This is a genomic window from Rahnella contaminans (assembly GCF_011065485.1).
Taxonomy (GTDB): Bacteria; Pseudomonadota; Gammaproteobacteria; order Enterobacterales; family Enterobacteriaceae; genus Rahnella; species Rahnella contaminans.
Window position 1 is genome coordinate 123,282 of sequence record NZ_JAADJS010000005.1, and the last position, 19,729, is coordinate 143,010.

Genomic DNA, 19,729 nt, shown 5'->3' on the forward strand with positions numbered 1-19,729 from the left:
GCCCGCAACATCGAGAAGTTAAAGGTTTCCATTGCCGTCTGTACGGGTGAAAACCCGTATGGAATGGGAAACAAGGAGAGAAGTTTGAGGCGACTGCCCGGTATTTTATTAACGACCAGCGCAACCCTTGTCGTGATAGTGGCTTTGGTGATCAGTGGCTTGCGTCTGGCATTGCCTCAGCTCACCCGCTTTCAGACACAACTGGTCAGCAAAGTAGAATCCGCTACGGGCGTGCCGATCGAGTTGTCGCAAATCAGCGCCAGCTGGCAAACTTTTGGCCCTGTCATGGAAATCCGTGGTCTGCATGTGACCCTGCCGGATTCTGACTGGCAGGTTCAGCGCATCACGATGGCGCTCGACGTCTGGCAATCCCTTCTCCATTTCCGCTGGCAGTTCCGCGATCTCACTTTCTATAATTTGCAGCTGGATCTCAACAGCACGCTGGGCGGCGATACCAATAAAGGGAATGGCATTCAGCCAAATCGCATCAGCGACATCTTTCTCAGGCAGGTCGATCATTTCGATTTGCGTAACAGCCGTATTTCTTTTCTGACGCCTTCCGGCCCGCGCGCTGAATTCGATATTCCGCAACTGACCTGGCTGAACACGCACAACCGTCACCGGGCCGAAGGGCAGCTGAGTTTATCCAGCTTCAACGGGCAGCACGGCATTGTACAGGTGCGTATGGATCTCAACGATACCGACGGTCTGCTCAATAACGGCAAAATCTATTTGCAGGCCGACGATATTGATATGAAGCCGTGGTTCAGCCGCTGGCTGCGCAGCAATACCGGTTTAGAAAACGCCAATTTCAGCCTTGCGGCCTGGCTGACGGTGCGTAACGGCGATATTTACGCGGGCGATGCGCTGTTGAAAAACGGCTCGGCGACCTGGAAAACGGGCGCGGATGAACACCGTCTGGACGTTGATAACCTGGCTCTGCACGGCAGCCGTCAGGGCGATGGCTGGCAGGTTGGTACACAACAGCTGAACCTGAAAACTGACGGCATAGAGTGGCCGAAAGGGCGTCTCGAAGCGCTGTACCTGCCTGAAAATAATGATTTCCTCGGGCCCACGCAGGGCGAAGAATTACGTATCCGCGGTACAAATCTGCAACTCGAACGTTTAGGGCCGATTATTCCGACTTTTTCCTTCCTGACACCGTCGCTGCTGGAGCGCTGGCAGGATCTGAAACCGGCAGGGAATGTCGATCGCCTCGCGCTGGATATCCCGCTTAAACAGCCGGATCAGACCCGTTTTGATGCCAGCTGGAATGATGTCAGCTGGCAGCGCTGGGAACTTCTGCCCGGGATTAACCACTTTAAAGGCAGCGTGAAAGGCAGCATGTCGGGCGGGCAACTGACCGTTAATTTACAGGACAGCCTTCTGCCATATGGTGAAATGTTCCGCGCGCCGCTGGACGTGAGTGTGGCAACCGGTACGTTCAACTGGACCAGCGGCAAAGACGGCTGGGCGCTGTCGGGCAAAGACGTGGATGTCAAAGCCAACGCGCTGTGGGCGAAAGGTGATTTCAGCTACAAGCAACCCGCTGAAGGTGAGCCGTGGCTGAACATTCTGGCCGGTATCCGCCTGTATGATGCGGGCCAGGCCTGGCGCTATTTCCCTGAACCGCTGATGGGCAAACATCTGGTGGATTATCTGAGTGGCGCGATTCAGGCCGGGCAGGTGGATAACGCGACGCTGACCTTTAACGGCAATCCGCATCATTTCCCGTTTAAAAAGAACGAAGGGCAGTTTCAGGTTTGGGTTCCGCTGCGCCATTCGACCTTCCAGTTCCAGCCGGAATGGCCTGCGCTGACCGATCTGGATATCGACCTCGACTTCCTGAATGACGGCCTGTTTATGAAAGCCGCGCACACCAAACTGGGCAATGTCGATGGCAACAACGTCGTGGCAAATATTCCGGATTATCTGAAAGAAAAACTGTTCATCGATTCCGACCTGCGCGGGCAGGGTAAAGATATCGGCGATTACTTCATGGATACGCCACTTCACGACACGCTGGGTTCTGCATTGCAGGAGCTCCAGATTGGTGGCGAAGTAAATGGTCGCTTACATCTGGACATTCCGCTGGACGGGGAACTGGTACGCGCATCCGGTGGCGTAACGCTTAACGATAACAGCCTGTTTATCAAACCGCTGGACAGCAAAATCAGCCATCTCAGCGGCCAGTTCAGCTACGACAACGGCAATCTTCAAAGCAATCAGTTAACCGGTAACTGGTTCGGGCAACCGATCAACGTGATGTTCAGCACGCAGGAACTGCCGGACGATTTCAAAGTGCAGGTTGGTCTGGATGCTAACTGGCAGCTGTCAAAAATTCCAGGCATGCCTGCCGCGGCGGCCAGCAAAATTTCCGGCGGTACGCCGTGGAAAGGCAACGTCAATATCACCCTTCCGCATAAAGGTACGCCGACGTATACCGTAGACGTGAATGCTGACCTGAAAGATGTAAGCAGTCACTTACCTGATCCGCTGAACAAAAAGCCCGGTCATTCGATGCCGCTGGTGGTGAACGTCAAAGGTGATTTGCACAGCTTTAATCTGGAAGGTGTGCTGGCGGGTAGAAACCATTTCAACAGCCGCTGGTTGCTGGGCAAACAGCTGAAACTGGACCGTGCCTCGTGGCAGGAAAACACCAAAAAAACGCCGCCGTTGCCGGATGACAGCAGCCTGACGCTGCATCTGCCACCGCTGGATGGTGAAAACTGGCTTGGCCTGTTGTCGCCGGACAAAGCGACGCAAAGCGCCAGTACTAAACTGTCCGGATTCAGTTTCCCGCACCAGATTATCCTGACCACACCGGCGCTGACGCTGGGCGGGCAGGTCTGGAATGACCTGAAGATTCAGTCGGTTCAGAGCCATCAGGGCATGGAAGTGACTGCCAAAGGTAAAGAAATCGACGGCACGCTGAACATGAATGACAACGGTCCGTGGCTGGTGAATCTGCATTATCTGTATTTCAACCCGCAGTGGACCGTGGACGACGTGGCCAGCAGCGGCCAGCCTGGCGGGAACCCGTTTGCCTCGAGTAAGATTTCTTTCGCGAACTGGCCTGCATTGCAGCTCCGGTGTGAAGCGTGCTGGTTCCTCGGGCAGAACTTCCGCAAGGTGAATGCTGACCTGACGCCGCAGGGCAAATTGCTGATGCTGCGTAACGGCCTGATTGATACCGGTGTGGCAAAACTGGATGTGCAGGGCGACTGGAAGCAGGACGAACAGGGTGAAAATACCGGCCTGAAAGGGAAACTGTCGGGCAAAAATATCGAACAGGCGATGTCCTTCTTTGGCGTGACTACGCCACTTAAAGATGCGCCGTTTAATGTGAACTTCGATCTCCACTGGAAATCGGTGCCGTGGAAGCCGGATATCAGCACGCTGAACGGCACGCTGAAAAACGAGCTGGGCAAAGGCGAAATTGCTGATATTGGTGGCGGTCGCGCCGGACAGTTGCTTCGTCTGGTGAGCTTCGACGCGCTGCTGCGTAAGTTGCGTCTGGATTTCAGCGACACCTTTGGTCAGGGATTCTATTTTGATTCCATCAAATCCACCGCGTGGATTAAAGATGGCACGCTGCACACCGATGACCTGCTGGTTGACGGGCTGGCAGCGGATATCGCCATTACCGGTAAAGTGAATTTCGTAAACCAGCAGCTCGATTTAGAAGCGGTGATTGCGCCGGAAATTTCAGCCACCGTGGGCGTGGCGACGGCATTCGTGATTAACCCGGTGGTCGGCGTGGCTGTTTTTGCGGCCAGTAAAGTGCTGGCACCGCTGTGGAATAAAATCTCGCTGATCCGCTACCAGATTAGCGGGACGATTGCTGAACCGCATATCAATGAAATTTTGCGTAAACCTGCTGTCCCGCCAAAAGAGGCCACCGCGCAGTAACGTTTCCGAGACGGCGCAGGAAAGCTCGTTCGGGCTGTGTTAGGCTGTTAATAACTTTGTAACAATGGATTGTCCGGCAGGCTGACTGATTACCGCAGAGCCAGCACTGCCGGATTTTCGTCTAAAAGAGAGTGAATCTATGAGTCTGGCCTTAGTCAGTGAGCAGTTACTAACTGCCAATAATCTGAGTCATCAGGATCTGTTTTCCGTTTTGGGCCAGTTGTCAGAACGTCGCCTTGATTATGCCGATCTCTTTTTCCAGTCCAGTTTCCACGAAGCCTGGGTTATTGAAGACAGTATCATCAAAGACGGTTCTTACAATATCGACCAGGGCGTCGGTGTCCGTGCGGTCAGCGGTGAAAAAACCGGTTTTGCTTATGCCGATCAGATCACACTGAACGCGCTCAATCAAAGCGCGACGGCGGCGCGAAGCATCGTCCGCGAGCAGGGCAATGGCAAAGCGCATACGCTGGGCGAAATTGCTTACAAATCCCTTTATACGCCACTGGATCCGCTGCAAAGCCTGCCGCGTGAAGCGAAAATTGAGCTTCTGCACCGTGTCGATAAAATTGCCCGCGCTGCCGATAAACGCGTTCAGGAAGTCAGCGCCAGCATTACCGGCGTCTACGAAACCGTACTGGTCGCCGCAACCGATGGCACGCTGGCGGCGGATATCCGTCCGCTGGTGCGCTTGTCTGTCAGCGTGCTGGTCGAGCAGGATGGTCGTCGCGAGCGTGGCTCAAGCGGCGGCGGTGGCCGCGTCGGTTATGATTATTTCCTCGAAACCGTCAATGGTGAAGTGCGCGCAGAAGCCTTCGCCCGTGACGCCGTGCGTATGGCGTTGCTGAACCTGACCGCCGTTGCGGCACCTGCGGGCGGCATGCCTGTGGTACTCGGCGCGGGCTGGCCGGGCGTGCTGTTGCACGAAGCGGTCGGGCATGGCCTCGAAGGCGATTTCAACCGTCGCGGAACGTCAGTCTTCAGTGGCCAGATGGGTAAACTCGTGGCTTCTGAGCTGTGCACGGTTGTTGATGACGGCACAATGCCAGGCCTGCGCGGCTCGCTGGCGATTGACGATGAAGGCGTGCCGGGGCAATACAACGTGCTTATCGAAAACGGCGTGCTGAAAGGCTACATGCAGGACAAACTGAACGCGCGTCTGATGGGCGTTGCGCCAACCGGTAATGGCCGTCGCGAATCCTATGCGCACCTGCCAATGCCGCGTATGACCAATACCTACATGCTGGCCGGGAAATCAACGCCGGAAGATATTATCAGCAGCGTGGAATACGGCTTGTATGCACCGAATTTCGGCGGCGGTCAGGTCGACATTACCTCCGGCAAATTCGTGTTCTCCACCTCTGAAGCCTATCTGATTGAAAAAGGCCGCATCACCAAACCGGTGAAAGGCGCCACGCTGATTGGCTCCGGGATCGAAGCGATGCAGCAGATTTCCATGGTGGGTAACGATCTGGCCATCGATAAAGGCGTGGGCGTGTGCGGTAAAGAAGGTCAGAGCCTTCCGGTCGGCGTCGGTCAGCCAACCCTGAAGCTGGATAATCTGACGGTGGGCGGTACGGCGTAACCTCAGGTTTTTCAGCGATTAGCCTCCCTTTGCGGGAGGCTATTTATTTCCTGCCTAATTCCACTGCGTCACTTTCTTACCCTGCCGGTAACCCTGATACACCTTACTCACCCGTTTGAAATAATCCGTCAGATAATCAATGCAGACCTGCACTTTCAGCGGGAGTTTGTCTTTTTCCGTGTACAGCGCGTACACCGGGCGCGGATCGGACTGGTAGCTTCTGAATAAAATTTCTACTTCGCCGGCATTAATTTCCTCAATCACCCACATCAGCGGGACATACGCAATGCCAACACCCGCTTTCAGCCAGCGGATCATGGTCTGTGAATCGTTGGTGACGAAACGCCCTTGTGGCGTGATGCGCGTCGAAATGCCTTCCGGTGCGATCAGCTCAAATTCACTGTCGGGACGCACGCTGTATTCCAGCCACGAGAAATTCACCATATCGGCAGGTTTTTCCGGCGTACCGTGCTGCGCCAGATAGCTGCGTGCCGCACACACCACCATCGGCATGGACCCTAATCGGGTGCAAAACAGGCTGGAATCTTGCAACGCACCGACACGGATGACGACATCCAGCCCGTCGGCGATTAAATCGGGCGCGGGAATGCCGGTGACCAGATTCACCGTCAGGCCGGGATATTCGCCGAGCATTTCGGCGGTCATGGCAGCAAGAACATTTTGTGCCATTGTCGATGAGCTGCCGATGCGCAAAGTGCCGGTCGGCGTGTTATTGAAGGCATACAACTGTTCATGCACTTCACGCACGTCATGCAGCATTTTCCGGCATCCCTGATAGTAAAGCTTCCCGGCTTCTGTCAGGCCGATACTGCGGGTGCTGCGGTTTAGTAATTTGATTTGTAAGTCATTTTCCAGCTTTGAAATGGTCTGGCTGATGGCGGAAACGCTCATGTCGAGGCGTCGTGCGGCGGCGGTAAAAGAACCGCTTTCCACGACCTGAGCGAATATCGACATGCGTTTTAATCGATCCATTGTTAACTCTGGCTTAAAAGTGATTTAGATCACAGAACGTTGATTACTTGATAATAAGCACGCTAATATACTCGTCCGGGCGATAAAACTCAGGTTTCTGATTTCCTGAATCAATGCTTACCTTCGCACACTTCCCTGGCAACCCCACAGTTTCATTGAGCACTTCCCAGTGAATTATTTATCTCCGGGGACGCGTGGCATTGCCTAAAATAATGAATAATGCGTGCGCGGGACGAGCAGATCTGCCCGCCGTCACTGCTGCTGGTAATAATGTAAGGAATTTTTGATGAGTTTGCTTCCGGTAATGGTGATTTTCGGATTGTCGTTTCCACCGGTATTTTTTGAAATACTGCTGGCGCTGGTGGTGTTTTTCCTGCTCCGGCGGATATTACAACCGACTGGTATTTATGACTTTGTCTGGCATCCGGCTTTGTTTAACACAGCATTATATTGCTGTCTTTTTTACCTGATTTCCCGCTTGTTCGTCTGAGGCCGTTGTGAAAAATTTCTCTATAAAAATAATACGTTATGCAATTACGCTGATTCTTGTCGTTCTGGCTGTCATCGCAATCTTCAGAGCCTGGGCGTTCTATACGGAATCTCCGTGGACCCGTGATGCCAAATTTACCGCTGACGTTGTGTCGATTGCGCCGGATGTGACCGGTTTAATCACTGACGTGCCGGTGATTGATAATCAGCTGGTGACCAAAGGTCAGGTGCTGTTCAAAATTGACCAGCCGCGTTATCAGCAGGCGCTGGACGAAGCCAGTGCTGACGTCGCTTATTATCAGGCGCTGGCCGCCGAGAAAAAACGCGAAGCCGGACGCCGTGTGAAACTGGGCGTTCAGGCAATGTCGCAGGAAGAAATTGATCAGGCGAACAACGTACTGCAAACCGCGCAGCATCAGCTGGCGAAAGCGCAGGCCGCGCGCGATCTGGCGGTACTGGATTTAGAGCGTACCGTGGTTGTCGCACCGGCTGATGGCTGGGTCACCAACCTCACGGTTCATCCCGGCAACTACATTAACCGGGGATCGACCGCTGTCGCGCTGGTGAAGAAAAACTCTTTCTATATTCTCGCTTATCTGGAAGAAACCAAACTGCCGGGCCTGAAGAAAGGCGATCGTGCGGAAATCACCCCGCTGGGCAGTAACCGCATCATGCACGGTACCGTCGACAGCGTCGCTGCTGCGGTCACCAACAGCTCATCTTCGGCGGCGACCAATGGTCTGGCGACTATCGACAGCAACCTGGAATGGGTGCGCCTGGCGCAGCGCGTGCCGGTGAAAATCGTGCTCGACGATAAAGACCAGCAGCATCCGTACCCGGCGGGGACGACGGCCACCGTCGTAATCACCGGCAGTCATGATCGTAAACGAGATGAAGGTTCTCCGTTCCTTCGTCTCCTGCATCGCCTGAGAGAGTTTGGATAAGGCCGGAAAGATGAATAGCGTACTTATCCCGCGCATACGTTTTGCCTGCAAGCTGACGTTCGCGATCCTCGGCGCTCTGGTTCTCGGATTTTATCTGCAACTCGAGACCCCGCGCTGGTCGGCCATGACCGCCGCCATTGTGACCTCCGGCCCTGCGCTGGTGGCGGGCGGCGAACCTTTTGCCGGTGCTATTCGTCACCGTGGTTTCCTGCGCGTTATCGGGACGTTTATCGGCTGTATCGCGGCGCTGGTGATTGTTATCGCCACCGCCCGCGCGCCGGTCGTGATGCTGCTTTTATGCTGTATATGGGCGGGCATCTGCACCTGGTGGTCTTCACTGGTGCGCATTGAAAACTCCTATGCGCTGGGGCTGGCGGGTTATACCGCGCTGATTATCGTGGTGACTTCCGCCAGCGCACCGTTACAGACACCGCAGTTTGCCGTTGAGCGTTGCAGCGAAATCGTGATCGGTATTTGCTGCGCCATCGTGGCTGACCTGCTGTTTTCTCCGCGTTCCATCAAAAAAGATATCGACCGCGCCGTCAGTCAGCTGATGTTGGATCAGTTTGCGCTGATGCGGATTTGCGTGAATGTCGGCTCTAAAGAAGATATCGACAAATCCTGGAATAATCTGGTCAAAAGCACCACAGCGCTAAACGGTATGCGCGGCAGCCTGATGATGGAATCATCGCGCTGGCAGCGTTGCAATCAGCGTCTGAAGGCGCTGCACAGCACCTCGCTGAGCATGATTACCCAGGCCTGTGAAACCTACCTGATTATGCAGGACACGCCGGAAAGGCTTTCTCCCGAGCTGAAAGCGTTATTTGCTGAACCGGCAGAAACCGTTGCGGATGTTCACCGTCGCCTGAAACAGCTGCGCCAGATTATTACCGGCATGCACAGCGATAACGTACTGGTGACGCTCAGCGCCTGGGCCGGGGCAGGGACCCGTGCGCTGTTGCTGATGAAAGGTGTTCAGACCAACAGCAGCATCAGCAGCATTGAAAGCGGCGTGCTGGAAGGCGAAGTGGTAGTGCGTCCGGTGTCTGCAGAACGGCATCATGCGCTGATCAACGGCCTGCGTACCTTTACTGCGACGGCGATTGGCTGCCTGATGTGGTTGTGGACCGGCTGGACGTCGGCCAGCGGCTGCGTGATTATTATCGCCGTGGTGACCTCGCTGGCGATGCGCACGCCGAACCCGAAAGGCATGGCGATGGATTTTATCGTCGGTATGTTACTGGCGATCCCGGTTGGCTCGATGATGTTTATGCTGATCATGCCTTCGACGCAGCAAAGTCTTTTCCTGCTGTGTCTGATGCTGGGGATTTTTACCTTCTTTATCGGTATCGAAGTGACCAAGCGTCGTCTCGGAATGCTCGGTCTGCTGGCGGGCACCATCAATATTCTGGTGCTCAGTAACCCGATGAAATTCAACGTAACGTCGTTTCTCGATAACGCGCTGGGGCAGGCGATCGGGACAGTCATTGCGATGGCTGTATTGCTGATTATTCGCGATAAGTCCCGCGATAAAACGGGGCGCACATTGCTGAACCGCTTTATGAGCAGTGCAGTATCGGCGCTGACCACCAAGGCGTACCGGCGTCGTGAAAACCACCTTCCGGCGCTGTATCATCAGCTCAATCAGCTGCTGGTCATGTTCCCAAATGACATCGGTAAATACCGCCTGGCGCTGATGCTGATTATCGCTCACCAGCGCATGAAACTCGCCGAAGTGCCGGTGAATGATGAGCTGTCAGCGTTCCATAAGAAAATCCGCAACACGGCAGATCACGTGGTTTCTGCATCGGGCGAAGGCAAGCGGACTTACTATTACCAGCGTCTGCTCAAGGAGCTGGCTGAGTATCAGCAGAAGCTGGTCGATTACGATGCACCACTGAAAGTGACCGAGCCAGTGCGGCGCCTGACCGAAATGCTACATCGTTATCAGCATTCATTTGTGGCGTAATTGTCTGCAAAAAACATAAGGCCGGTGTTTAACTACACCGGCCTTTTTTATTGTCGTGCTCCGCGCATTATTTCATGAACGCTTCGCGGTCGGCGGCGGTAATCTGACGTATTACCCGACAGGGAACGCCAGCTGCCACCACACCGGCGGGAATGGACTTTGTTACCACGCTGCCCGCACCAATCACGCTGTTGCGCCCGATTGTCACGCCCGGATTTACCATTACACCCGTGCCCAGCCAGACGTTATCTTCGATGACAATCGGCAGGGAGAATTGCTGTCCGGTTGCGCGGATTTCAGGGTCGATCGGGTGACCGGCTGTCGCCAGCGTCACGTTTGGCGCGAACATCACGTTATCGCCAATCGTCACCGTGGCGTCATCCACCACCGTGAGATTGAAGTTAGCGTAGAAGTTCTTGCCGATATGAATATGCGTGCCGTATGCGACGCGCAGCGGCGGCTCGATCCAGCCGTTTTCGCCGATGCTGCCCATTATGTCTTTCAGCAACCGCTGGCGTTTGTCTTCTTCAGACGGGCGGGTCAGATTGTAATCGTACACCCGCTCTTTTCCGGCGCGGCGCTCTTCAGGCAGTCCTTCGCCCATGTCGGTATAAAGCTCGCCAATGTTCATTTTTTCGCGTGTCGACATACTTTCGTCCTTTTTAAAATGAGTCAGATTGCAGACAGTTTACGGAGTGCCACGCGGGCTGTGAACGTATGACATTCAACTTTGCGAGCTGTGTCTCTCAGTGCTGTCTGACAGACGCTTTCTTCTCAGCCGCTATACTTAACGCAATCCCGTGCGTTAACCAGCACAAATCAGGAGGATCCCTAATGTCTGCCCATTCTCAAAAACTGTCCGCGCATCCTTTATTCAAGACCGGCTATTTTGTCGGCGGCGAATGGCATGAAGCCAAAAACACCTTCGATGTCCTGAATCCGGCGAGCGGCGATGTGGTGGCTAAAGTGGCCAAGGCCGGTAAAGCCGAGACCGAAGCCGCCGTCAAAGCCGCCAGCGACGCTTTCCCCGCATGGCGGAAAACGACCGCAAAAGCCCGTTCGGAGATTTTGCACCGCTGGTATGAACTGATGCTGGAAAACAAACAGTTTCTCGGCGAACTGATGGTGGCTGAACAAGGCAAACCGCTGAAAGAGGCGCTGGGCGAAGTCGATTACGCCGCCAGCTATCTGCAATGGTTCAGCGAAGAAGCCAAACGCGCCAACGGTGAAATCATTCCGCCGGCCAAATCCGGTTCGCGCATTCTGGCAACCCGGGAACCTGTCGGCGTCGTGGCGGCGATCACACCCTGGAATTTCCCGCTGGCGATGCTCACCCGCAAACTCGGTCCGGCGCTGGCCGCAGGCTGTACCGGCCTTATCAAACCGGCAAATAATACGCCGCTTTCCGCTTTTGCGTTGTTGCAGCTGGCGAAAGACGCGGGTGTGCCGGATGGCGTCATCAACGGCGTGGCGGGCGATACGCAGGCTATCAGCGACGTGATTATGGCCAGCGATAAAGTAAGAAAAGTGTCCTTTACCGGTTCTACTGAAGTCGGGAAAACGCTGGTTCGCAACAGCGCCGACACCATGAAAAAAGTGTCGATGGAGCTGGGGGGTAACGCGCCGTATATCGTGTTCGACGACGCTGATATTGAGGCCGCAGTGAAAGGGGCCATCACCTGCAAATTCCGTAACACCGGACAGGTCTGCGTGTGTATCAACCGCATCTACGTTCAGGACGGCGTTTACGAAGCGTTTACCTCGCGCCTGGTCGAAGAAGTGCGCAAGCTGAAAGTCGGTAACGGCATGGATGAAGGCGTGATAGTCGGCCCGCTGATTGACATCAAAGGGCTGGAGAAAGTGGAGGAACATGTTAAAGACGCGCTGGAGAAGGGCGCGAAGCTGATGGAAGGCGGGCAGCGACATAAGCTGGGCGGTAACTTCTTCCAGCCGACGGTGATTATCAATGCAACCGACGACATGAAAGTCGCGCGCGAAGAAACCTTTGGTCCGCTGGCAGCCTGTTTCCGTTTCAAAACGGAAGAGGAAGTGATAAAGCGCGCCAACGATACGCCGTTCGGACTGGCCGCGTATTTCTACAGTCAGAATCTGCAACGTATTTTCCGCGTTGCCGATGCAATTGAAAGCGGCATGATCGGCATTAACGAATGTGCGATTTCCAATGAGGCCGCGCCGTTTGGCGGGGTAAAAGAGTCCGGTCTGGGGCGCGAGGGCTCCGTGCTGGGGCTGGAAGAGTATTTGCAGGTGAAAACATTACATTTGGGAAATCTATAAGTCAGCTTTCCCGAAACTCTGTTTTGAGAAACAATATTCAGCAACCGACGGTTTTTCGCATTATAAAAGGGACGTCAATGAAGGCATTCAACGGGCTGCGTTCGCGCACTTTTTCTCGCAATCTGATCATGGCCATCGCCGTCATTCTGGGGCTGGCCGGTGTTGCCGGACACGTTGTCGCAAAGTCGACATACAATCAGGGCACAATCGTTGCGGGTACTGATGAACAATCCGTGGTGAATTATTTGCGCCAGAATCACAGATTGCCTGATAACTACATCACCAAGAAAAAGGCACGCGAAGCGGGCTGGGATGCGCGTTCCGGCAACCTGTGCGATGTATTGCCAGGAAAAGCCATCGGCGGCGACCGGTTCTCAAACCGGGAAGGGCGTTTACCGGCGGCTAACAAACGCGTATGGCGTGAGGCAGATATCAACTATCGCTGCGGACGCCGCGGTGCTGACCGCGTGCTGTTTGCCAGCGACGGACTGATTTATGTCAGCCGTAACCATTATCAGAATTTTGTTCGGGTGGAGTAATGTCGATGAAAAAAGTGAGCTTCGATTTTAATCACATCCCGGATTTACCCGCATTCTACGGCGAGTTTGCCCGTCAGTTTGAACTGACCGACGAATTCGGCGCGAATCTGGACGCACTTTGGGATGAGGTGACCGGCGGAATAGCGCTGCCGGTTGAAATTGATTTCTTAAATCTGAACGCCAGCCGCAAACGGCGATTTGGTGCGCTGATTCTGCTGTTTGAAGAGGCGGAAGAAGAGCTGGAAGGCGAGTTGCGGCTGAACCTGCTGGAGAAACCTGCCGCGAAAGCGAAAGGCTAAAAAGAAAAAACCCGCCATTTCGGTGACTCAAAAGGCGGGTTTTTATTTTAGTCCTGGCCTTCAGCCAGTTCGCGCAGATACTGGAAAATCTGGCGGTAAGATTTCGGCGGCTTGTTCGTCGCTTTCTCTTTTTGCGCGTTGCGGATCAGCGCGCGAAGTTGCTGACGGTCAGCTTCCGGATAGAGAACTAAAACGGAAGGAATGACATCGTCGCCTTCTTCGACCAGACGGTCACGCAGCATTTCCAGTTTATGGAACAGCGAAACCTGCTGATTGTGGCGGTTTTTCAGTTTATCCAGCGCGGTCTGGATCGGCTCAACGTCACGGGAACGCAGCATTTTACCGATCAGCTGCATCTGGCGGCGACGGCCTTCTTTCTTGATCTTTTGCGCAAGGTTGATGGCGGCGCGGAGATCTTCATCCAGCGGCAATTTGTCGAGCGAGTTATTACCCAGATCAACCATTTCTGCACCGAGATCTTTCAGCGCCTCGGCGTCACGTTTGATTTCACTTTTACTGACCCAGATGATCTCATCATCTTCTTCGTTCGCGTTGTTATCCGGAACGTCGTCGTGCCAGTCGTCAATTTTCTTTGTCATGGGCGCTTCCTCTTAACGAGGTAATCCTGTCAGTTTGATTGTGCTTTATTGCTTCGGCCGCATTATGCCACAGTCCTCTATATTCTGTTGCAACTTCGGTTTAACACTCTCGGACTGAAAGCGAAATTATGGCGAGTCTCTGTTAGACTCAAAGGTAATCGTCTTCATAATTCAGTGTAGAACAATCCCTTTTATCTCATAAGCGATGGCATGCCGATGAACGTAGTCAATCAAGTTGCGCAGCAGCGTAAAACCCTGGAACAGGCCGTCTCACAGGCACTGGAGCTGGCGAAAGCAGGCTCAGATGCCGCAGAAGTGGCGGTCAGCAAAACCACCGGTATCGGCGTCAGCACGCGTTTTGGCGAAGTTGAGAACGTAGAATTCAACAGCGATGGTGCGTTAGGCATCACGGTGTATTACCAGAACCGCAAGGGCAGTGCTTCTTCCACCGATTTAAGCCCTGACGCGATTTCCCGCACCGTGCAGGCTGCGCTGGATATTGCCCGTTATACGTCACCGGATCCGTTCGCGGGCGTGGCGGATAAAGAGATGCTGGCGTTCGATGCGCCGGATCTGGATTTATTCCATCCGGAAGAATTGGATCCAGATCGCAGTATCGAACTGGCCGCCCGTGCTGAACAAGCCGCATTGCAGGCGGATAAACGAATCACTAACACTGAAGGCGGCAGTTTCAACAGCCACTACGGCATCCGGGTTTTCGGAAACAGCCACGGTATGTTGCAGAGCTATTGTTCGACGCGTCACTCCATTTCTGCTTCGGTTATTGCTGAACACGAAGGTGACATGGAACGCGATTACGCCTATTCCATCGCCCGTAAAATGAGCGACCTGAAAGACCCTGAATGGGTCGGCGCAGAGTGCGCACGCCGCACGTTATCGCGTCTGGCTCCGCGTAAATTACCGACCATGCAGGCACCGGTTCTGTTCGCTTCCGAAGTGGCGACCGGTTTGTTCGGTCATCTGGTCGGGGCGATCAGCGGCGGCAGCATATACCGCAAATCGTCATTCCTGCTCGACAGCCTCGGCAAGCAAATTCTGCCGGAATGGCTGACCATTGAAGAACATCCGCATCTGCTGCAAGGTCTGGCTTCGACGCCGTTCGACAGCGAAGGTGTGCGCACCGAACGCCGTGATATCGTTAAAGACGGCGTGCTGCAAAACTGGCTGATGACCTGTTATTCCGCGCGTAAACTCGGTCTGCAAACCACCGGCCATGCGGGCGGTATTCACAACTGGCGCATCGCGGGTCAGGGCGATGATTTCGCGGGTATGCTGCGTAAACTCGACAAAGGTCTGGTTGTTACCGAACTGATGGGCCAGGGCGTCAGCGGCGTGACCGGTGACTATTCCCGCGGTGCGGCAGGTTTCTGGGTAGAGAATGGCGAGATCCAGTATCCGGTGAGCGAAATCACCATCGCCGGTAACCTGAAAGATATGTGGCGCAATATGGTCGCCATCGGCAGCGATATCGAAACCCGCAGTAACATTCAGTGCGGCTCCGTGCTGTTGCCTGCGATGAAAATCGCCGGCGAATAATCCTGACTTAAAAGCAGCGATCGCCCGATCGCTGCTTCCTCCTTTACTACCTTTCTTTACAAAAAATTCATCCCGTTTTCCTCTCTCTCAGCCTATTTTTATAAAGCCTTACAAGCAATGTCGTCTTAACTAACAAATAAATAACAATAGAGAGAAAAGAATATGCGCAAACAACTGATGGCGTTGGCGGTAATCGCCCTGTTAGGAAGCAGTACGGCGGTTCTGGCCGCAGATTTAGAAACGGACATGGACACGATTGCGGATAACTACAGCAAAGTGCTGAAGACCAATGATCAGGCAGAACTTACGACCAGCCTGGCGAACATGAAAGCGGCAGCGGAAGACGCGAAAAAAGCCACACCGCCGAAGCTGAAAGGCAAAGCGCCGGACAGTCCGGAGATTCAGGATTACCACAAAGGGCTGGATACGCTGATTGGGCAGATTGATTCGGCATCAGCTTTGGCGAAAGCCGGCAAAGTAGATGAAGCGAAGAAAGAAGCCGAAGGGTTTAAGGCCACAAGGAATGAGAACCACAAGAAGTTTAAGTAAGCAGATGGCCGCTGCTTAGGCGGCTTTTCATGCTGATAGCAGCGTAAGTTTCGGTTTCTCAATAACGGTTATCACACGGCCTCTCGCACCGAAACCGACCAAAGAGGGCTAAGACGAGCCCTCTTTGGAATCTCTACGTCTTAAACTGCGCGCTCCGCTCGCTGTCTATGTTTCAGATACCACCGCGACAGGCTGGAAATCTTGCCGCTGCGCGGTGCCTTCTCTCGGGATTCGAGCCTCTGGTCTCGAACCTCTCGCTCAGCAAGATTTCTGAATCGCCCGTAGGGTCTTAAATTCAACGTCAGATCGTTTTCATCTTTTAAATAAGCTTAATGGCGTGCTCAAAAATGGCACCGAATGAATGGTTCGAGACCTGAGGCCCGAAGCCTGAAATGAGGGAATCGCGCAGCGATGACATTTTGCGCCGCTCACTATTGCCATGGAACATGTCCATCGAGCCTGCGATAGCGCGCAGTAAAAAAGCGGGGAGAGATCCAAGAGAGGGAAAGCACTTCCCTCTCCTGGGCGGTTTCGGCGCTGCGCGTTAAGCGATCACCGCAGGTGAGAAACCGAAATGTTCTCGGTCTTTAGTAAAGCAGTGCAGCGGCTTCTGCAAAAAAATCTTAACTTCTCAGTTCCCCGGCCGCCTCCGGCTGATACAACAACTCCAGCACGGTAATGTGGCTTTCTTCGCCATTGGGCATTTCCCACGTAATGCTGCCGCCGACGCGCAGGCCTAAAAGGGCAGCGCCGAGCGGGGCCATCACCGACAGTTGCTCATTGCTGTCTTTCAACGCTGCCGGATAGACCAGTGTACGGATGTGCTCTTCGCCTTCTTTACCTTCCGTAAAGCGAACCTTGCTGTTCATCGTAACTACGTCGGCAGGAATTTCCCCGGGCGGCAAAATCTCTGCGCGATCCAACTCTTCATTCAGGGCATCGGCGACCGGGCTGCTGGCAAATGCCGGTTGCGCCAGCAATGTGTCCAGGCGTTCTGCGTCAAGTTCATTGATGATCAGTGTCGGTTTACTCATAACATTCTCCATGGTTCCTTTTGCATCACCCGCTTCATGCGAGTGGGGTGCCGGTCGGCAAAAAATAACACCCCCGCGGGTAAGCGCGGGGGTGTCAGTGTTCTGCATGTGTTCTTTGATACTAGGCATTCTTATCGGTAAAAGAAAGCGTTGTAAGGGAATTAATCCGCATTGCGAAAAATCCGATTACCAGTGAAATACGCTGCTACAGACGGTAATACTCAGTGATATGACGACTTAACTTTTCGTTTTGCGAATTAGATCTGCTCAGCTCACCGTATTTCCACTTCGAACTGGAAAAAGACCCACTACACAGGAAATCTCTCCAGGGTTAGGGTAAAGACAGATGAAATAAACGACTGAAAATAGAAAGTCAGGCAAGGAGAGAGGTAACCGCGAGTGAATAACGGAACCGCATCTGTGAAGGGTAACGGGCAGACAGAATTGGAAGATGCTCCTGCAATAACAGAGAAAGTATTAAAAGATATTCAGGCAATGCAAAGTGCGAAGAATATCTACACCACAGATGTTCAGTTACAGATGTTAACGTCACACGTTAAAGCCATGGTATTACGCTCAATCACCGGCGAACCATTGCCTGAAGTCGAAAAAGATTTATTTGACGAAATTTCTGATGAGTCCATGAAAATGGCAGAAGAAGTTGTCAGCTGGTTCGGAAATTTACCGATTGAGGAAGCGTATTTGCTCTCGGTGCATTTTGAAGTCGCAAGAGACAACGAACCGAAATAATCCTGATTTTTGATTTAACGAATTAACCAAACTGGAGAAGTAAATTATGGGACAAGTATTAGTTGTGATTGGCGACCGTTTAGGTAAAGGCCAGAAAGTGGCAGCAGGCGTGGAAGCGGCTGGCGGAAGAGCCATTGTTGTCCCAGGCATGGCAGCCGATATGAAACTCGGCGACGTGATGAAAACAGAAGGCGCGACCTTTGGTATTTCGTTCTGCGGCAGCGGCGGCGCCGGTGCGATTACCGCACAAAACAAATACGGATATAAAGCCAAGTACGGGATGCGTTCAGTGGATGAAGGTGTGACGGCAATTAACGAAGGCTGTCTGGTATTAGGGTTCGGATTTATGGATAAAGAAGAACTGGGTCAGCGCCTGGTTGAAGCTTATAACAAGAAGTATGGTCAGGCGTAATGAAGCAACAATTAAGCACGACAGTTCGGGTTGAAGGAAAAGGTGAAAATAAGGCTGCCGCCTTTTCTTCCGCACTGAGTCAGGTTCAGAGAACGGTTCTCAAATCTTCTGCCAATAATGTCTTGCTGCGTATTGAACCGCAGGACGTCAAGGTAATAAAGGCAGAAGAGTCAGTGAAAAGAGAAAAGTTTCTGTTCTTTTTTCTGGCCAGGGAAAGAAAGAGTTATTACGTGGCGTTAGACATTACCGTCAACCTGACTGTTATTAATACGGAACAGGTAGTTTTTGTCACGAAATAAAAACGTTAGCTATAAATGACAAGGATATACTGATGTTTTTAATTATTTTATTTAAGTCGCTTATTATCGGCGGACTGGTTGGCGTGGGGGTAGGTGCAGGTGCTGCACGTATGTTCCACGCGCCTACCGTACAAGGGATGGGGGCTTTTCGTACTCTTGGGGAATTAAATTCCTGTGAAGGCGATCCGGCTTCGCATTTCTCATTTGGTCTGGGCTTCTTCTTTAACGCCTGGGCTTCTTCCGTTGCGGCGGGTTCTTTCACACAGGACGTCGACCACCGCATCATCCCTCACTGGGCGACCGCTGCTCTGATGTTCAAAAACCGCAATGTGGCTGAAACCATGCACGACCCGCGCAAGATGGCGATTGCGGGCGGCATCATCGGCATGATTGTGGTGGCATTCCTGAATACCACCGCCTCCGCGGTACCTGCGGCTTTACAGGTGACGGCGATTAAAGTGCTGGTGCCTGCGGCCAACCTGCTGGTGAACACCGTCATGCCCGTAATTTTCTGGCTGGCGGCGATTGATGCAGGGCGTCGTTCCGGTTTCTGGGCCACCATCTTCGGCGGTCTGGCGCAGATGATCATGGGTAACGCCGTGCCGGGTCTGGTGCTGGGTATTCTGATCGGGAAAGGCGTTGAAGAAAGCGGCTGGAACCGCGTCACCAAAGTGATGATGGCGGCGATTATCGCGCTGTTCGCACTCAGCGGCTTCTTCCGCGGTTTCGACGTCAAACTGTTGCAGTCTTTCATGCTGGATGTTCCCGCGTGGCTGAACGGCATTCACAACTCACTCAGCGGCAAGTAAGAGGAACATGACAATGGAAGAACAAGCCAAACGTGGTTTCTGGTACGCCGAGTGGTCGTTCCCGATTTTTGTCGGACTGCTGTCGTCAGGCGTTTTCGCCGGGACACACATGTATTACCTGTATGGCATTGGTGCTTTTAACGAAGTGGCGTTTGTGTCGATGCTGCGTTCAGGCATGGATACCGGTGTGTACGGCGCAGTGGCGGCCTTCGGTGCCAGCTTCCTGTTTGCCCGCATTATCGAAGGTTCGCTGGTCGGTATTCTGGATATCGGCGGCGCGATCCAGACCGGTATTGGTCTGGGCGTTCCGGCACTGTTGCTCGGCGCGGGGATTATCTTCCCGGTGGCGAACTTTGCCGCTTCGCTGGTGACCGGCCTGATCCTCGGTTTAGCTGTGGGCTACATCATTATTCTGGCGCGTAAATTTACCATCAATCAGAGCAATTCCACCTACGGTGCGGACGTGATGATGGGTGCGGGTAACGCCTCCGGCCGCTTCCTCGGGCCGTTGATTATCCTCTCCGCGATGGCCGCGTCGATTCCAATCGGCCTGGGATCACTGCTTGGCGCGCTGGGCTTCTACCTGTGGCAGAAACCTATCACCGGCGGTGCCATTCTCGGTGCGATGGTGCTGGGCGCTATCTTCCCGGTATCACTGTAAGTACTTCAATAAGAAAGCAGTAATCAGGCGTCAG

The 19,729-nt window shown here is 53.6% G+C and carries 19 protein-coding genes; 15 read left to right on the forward strand and 4 right to left on the reverse strand.

The genetic code is table 11. The annotated features are described in order from the left end of the window. The first annotated feature begins 84 nt into the window (after nt 1–84). Nucleotides 85–3,912: an AsmA2 domain-containing protein YhdP gene (yhdP, locus tag GW579_RS19775; RefSeq protein ID WP_165061329.1), complete on the forward strand. Its 3,828-nt coding sequence runs from the start codon at nt 85–87 to the stop codon at nt 3,910–3,912. A gap of 139 nt (nt 3,913–4,051) precedes the next feature. Further along, complete coding sequence (tldD, locus tag GW579_RS19780; protein WP_165061332.1) at nt 4,052–5,497, forward strand: metalloprotease TldD; 1,446 nt, start codon at nt 4,052–4,054, stop codon at nt 5,495–5,497. A gap of 54 nt (nt 5,498–5,551) precedes the next feature. Here the strand turns inward: tldD and aaeR are convergent, their stop codons facing one another. Next, nucleotides 5,552–6,490, reverse strand: coding sequence for an HTH-type transcriptional activator AaeR (gene aaeR, locus GW579_RS19785; RefSeq protein ID WP_152327357.1), 939 nt, complete (start codon nt 6,488–6,490; stop codon nt 5,552–5,554). Between the two features lie 286 nt (nt 6,491–6,776). Between aaeR and aaeX the strand changes: the two genes are divergently transcribed. From aaeX to aaeB, 3 genes are read left to right on the forward strand one after another with little or no spacing between them, the layout of a single operon-like run. Continuing rightward, a complete protein-coding gene (aaeX, locus tag GW579_RS19790) occupies nt 6,777–6,980 on the forward strand; it encodes a p-hydroxybenzoic acid efflux pump operon protein AaeX (RefSeq protein ID WP_152327355.1) in 204 nt (67 codons plus the stop codon). Nucleotides 6,981–6,987: 7 nt separating this feature from the next. Then, nucleotides 6,988–7,923: a p-hydroxybenzoic acid efflux pump subunit AaeA gene (aaeA, locus tag GW579_RS19795; protein ID WP_152327354.1), complete on the forward strand. Its 936-nt coding sequence runs from the start codon at nt 6,988–6,990 to the stop codon at nt 7,921–7,923. A gap of 10 nt (nt 7,924–7,933) precedes the next feature. After that, on the forward strand, nt 7,934–9,892 hold the full coding sequence (aaeB, locus tag GW579_RS19800) for a p-hydroxybenzoic acid efflux pump subunit AaeB (RefSeq protein ID WP_165061334.1): 1,959 nt from the start codon (nt 7,934–7,936) through the stop codon (nt 9,890–9,892). Nucleotides 9,893–9,959: 67 nt separating this feature from the next. Here aaeB and GW579_RS19805 read toward each other — a convergent pair whose 3' ends face one another. Continuing rightward, entirely contained in the window at nt 9,960–10,541 is a 582-nt protein-coding gene (locus GW579_RS19805) for a maltose acetyltransferase domain-containing protein (protein WP_165061336.1), read from the reverse strand. Nucleotides 10,542–10,726: 185 nt separating this feature from the next. Here GW579_RS19805 and GW579_RS19810 point away from each other — a divergent pair, with 185 nt between their 5' ends. The 3 genes from GW579_RS19810 to GW579_RS19820 all read left to right on the forward strand — a co-directional run bounded on the left by GW579_RS19810 (nt 10,727) and on the right by GW579_RS19820 (nt 13,025). After that, a complete protein-coding gene (locus GW579_RS19810) occupies nt 10,727–12,187 on the forward strand; it encodes an NAD-dependent succinate-semialdehyde dehydrogenase (protein WP_165061338.1) in 1,461 nt (486 codons plus the stop codon). A gap of 77 nt (nt 12,188–12,264) precedes the next feature. After that, the gene (locus GW579_RS19815) at nt 12,265–12,726 is read left to right on the forward strand and encodes a ribonuclease domain-containing protein (RefSeq protein ID WP_152327350.1); all 462 of its coding nucleotides are present in this window, start codon (nt 12,265–12,267) and stop codon (nt 12,724–12,726) included. A 5-nt stretch (nt 12,727–12,731) separates the two neighbouring features. Next, nucleotides 12,732–13,025: a barstar family protein gene (locus GW579_RS19820; protein WP_165061611.1), complete on the forward strand. Its 294-nt coding sequence runs from the start codon at nt 12,732–12,734 to the stop codon at nt 13,023–13,025. Nucleotides 13,026–13,072: 47 nt separating this feature from the next. Here the strand turns inward: GW579_RS19820 and yjgA are convergent, their stop codons facing one another. Further along, nucleotides 13,073–13,624, reverse strand: coding sequence for a ribosome biogenesis factor YjgA (gene yjgA / locus GW579_RS19825; protein ID WP_101074947.1), 552 nt, complete (start codon nt 13,622–13,624; stop codon nt 13,073–13,075). Between the two features lie 216 nt (nt 13,625–13,840). Between yjgA and pmbA the strand changes: the two genes are divergently transcribed. Next, on the forward strand, nt 13,841–15,181 hold the full coding sequence (gene pmbA, locus GW579_RS19830; RefSeq protein ID WP_015690526.1) for a metalloprotease PmbA: 1,341 nt from the start codon (nt 13,841–13,843) through the stop codon (nt 15,179–15,181). Between the two features lie 162 nt (nt 15,182–15,343). Beyond that, complete coding sequence (cybC, locus tag GW579_RS19835) at nt 15,344–15,730, forward strand: cytochrome b562 (protein WP_152327349.1); 387 nt, start codon at nt 15,344–15,346, stop codon at nt 15,728–15,730. Between the two features lie 623 nt (nt 15,731–16,353). Here the strand turns inward: cybC and rnk are convergent. Then, nucleotides 16,354–16,764: a nucleoside diphosphate kinase regulator gene (gene rnk / locus GW579_RS19840; RefSeq protein ID WP_152327348.1), complete on the reverse strand. Its 411-nt coding sequence runs from the start codon at nt 16,762–16,764 to the stop codon at nt 16,354–16,356. A 399-nt stretch (nt 16,765–17,163) separates the two neighbouring features. Between rnk and GW579_RS19845 the strand changes: the two genes are divergently transcribed. From GW579_RS19845 to GW579_RS19865, 5 genes are read left to right on the forward strand one after another with little or no spacing between them, the layout of a single operon-like run. Beyond that, on the forward strand, nt 17,164–17,514 hold the full coding sequence (locus GW579_RS19845) for a PRD domain-containing protein (RefSeq protein WP_152327347.1): 351 nt from the start codon (nt 17,164–17,166) through the stop codon (nt 17,512–17,514). Between the two features lie 46 nt (nt 17,515–17,560). Beyond that, nucleotides 17,561–17,926 carry an SFCGS family glycine-rich protein gene (locus GW579_RS19850; protein ID WP_152327346.1) on the forward strand — a complete coding sequence of 122 codons (366 nt, stop codon included), beginning with the start codon at nt 17,561–17,563 and terminating at the stop codon, nt 17,924–17,926. Next, nucleotides 17,926–18,225, forward strand: a complete 300-nt coding sequence (locus GW579_RS19855) for a DUF4312 family protein (RefSeq protein WP_152327345.1) — start codon at nt 17,926–17,928, stop codon at nt 18,223–18,225. Before GW579_RS19850 ends, GW579_RS19855 begins: the two co-directional genes overlap by 1 nt. A gap of 32 nt (nt 18,226–18,257) precedes the next feature. Then, on the forward strand, nt 18,258–19,034 hold the full coding sequence (locus GW579_RS19860) for a DUF4311 domain-containing protein (protein WP_101074954.1): 777 nt from the start codon (nt 18,258–18,260) through the stop codon (nt 19,032–19,034). Nucleotides 19,035–19,047: 13 nt separating this feature from the next. Then, nucleotides 19,048–19,695 carry a DUF4310 family protein gene (locus GW579_RS19865; RefSeq protein ID WP_101074955.1) on the forward strand — a complete coding sequence of 216 codons (648 nt, stop codon included), beginning with the start codon at nt 19,048–19,050 and terminating at the stop codon, nt 19,693–19,695. Nucleotides 19,696–19,729 lie beyond the last annotated feature (34 nt).

Bases quoted from the DNA above. Each gene is read 5' to 3' on its own strand.
- pmbA (WP_015690526.1), top strand. From the start codon at position 13,841: ATGAACGTAGTCAATCAAGTTGCGCAGCAGCGTAAAACCCTGGAACAG.
- rnk (WP_152327348.1), bottom strand. From the start codon at position 16,764: ATGAGTAAACCGACACTGATCATCAATGAACTTGACGCAGAACGCCTG.
- yjgA (WP_101074947.1), bottom strand. From the start codon at position 13,624: ATGACAAAGAAAATTGACGACTGGCACGACGACGTTCCGGATAACAAC.
- GW579_RS19810 (WP_165061338.1), top strand. From the start codon at position 10,727: ATGTCTGCCCATTCTCAAAAACTGTCCGCGCATCCTTTATTCAAGACC.
- tldD (WP_165061332.1), top strand. From the start codon at position 4,052: ATGAGTCTGGCCTTAGTCAGTGAGCAGTTACTAACTGCCAATAATCTG.
- GW579_RS19820 (WP_165061611.1), top strand. From the start codon at position 12,732: ATGAAAAAAGTGAGCTTCGATTTTAATCACATCCCGGATTTACCCGCA.
- aaeB (WP_165061334.1), top strand. From the start codon at position 7,934: ATGAATAGCGTACTTATCCCGCGCATACGTTTTGCCTGCAAGCTGACG.
- GW579_RS19855 (WP_152327345.1), top strand. From the start codon at position 17,926: ATGAAGCAACAATTAAGCACGACAGTTCGGGTTGAAGGAAAAGGTGAA.
- GW579_RS19850 (WP_152327346.1), top strand. From the start codon at position 17,561: ATGGGACAAGTATTAGTTGTGATTGGCGACCGTTTAGGTAAAGGCCAG.
- GW579_RS19865 (WP_101074955.1), top strand. From the start codon at position 19,048: ATGGAAGAACAAGCCAAACGTGGTTTCTGGTACGCCGAGTGGTCGTTC.
- GW579_RS19860 (WP_101074954.1), top strand. From the start codon at position 18,258: ATGTTTTTAATTATTTTATTTAAGTCGCTTATTATCGGCGGACTGGTT.
- cybC (WP_152327349.1), top strand. From the start codon at position 15,344: ATGCGCAAACAACTGATGGCGTTGGCGGTAATCGCCCTGTTAGGAAGC.
- aaeR (WP_152327357.1), bottom strand. From the start codon at position 6,490: ATGGATCGATTAAAACGCATGTCGATATTCGCTCAGGTCGTGGAAAGC.
- GW579_RS19805 (WP_165061336.1), bottom strand. From the start codon at position 10,541: ATGTCGACACGCGAAAAAATGAACATTGGCGAGCTTTATACCGACATG.
- GW579_RS19815 (WP_152327350.1), top strand. From the start codon at position 12,265: ATGAAGGCATTCAACGGGCTGCGTTCGCGCACTTTTTCTCGCAATCTG.
- aaeX (WP_152327355.1), top strand. From the start codon at position 6,777: ATGAGTTTGCTTCCGGTAATGGTGATTTTCGGATTGTCGTTTCCACCG.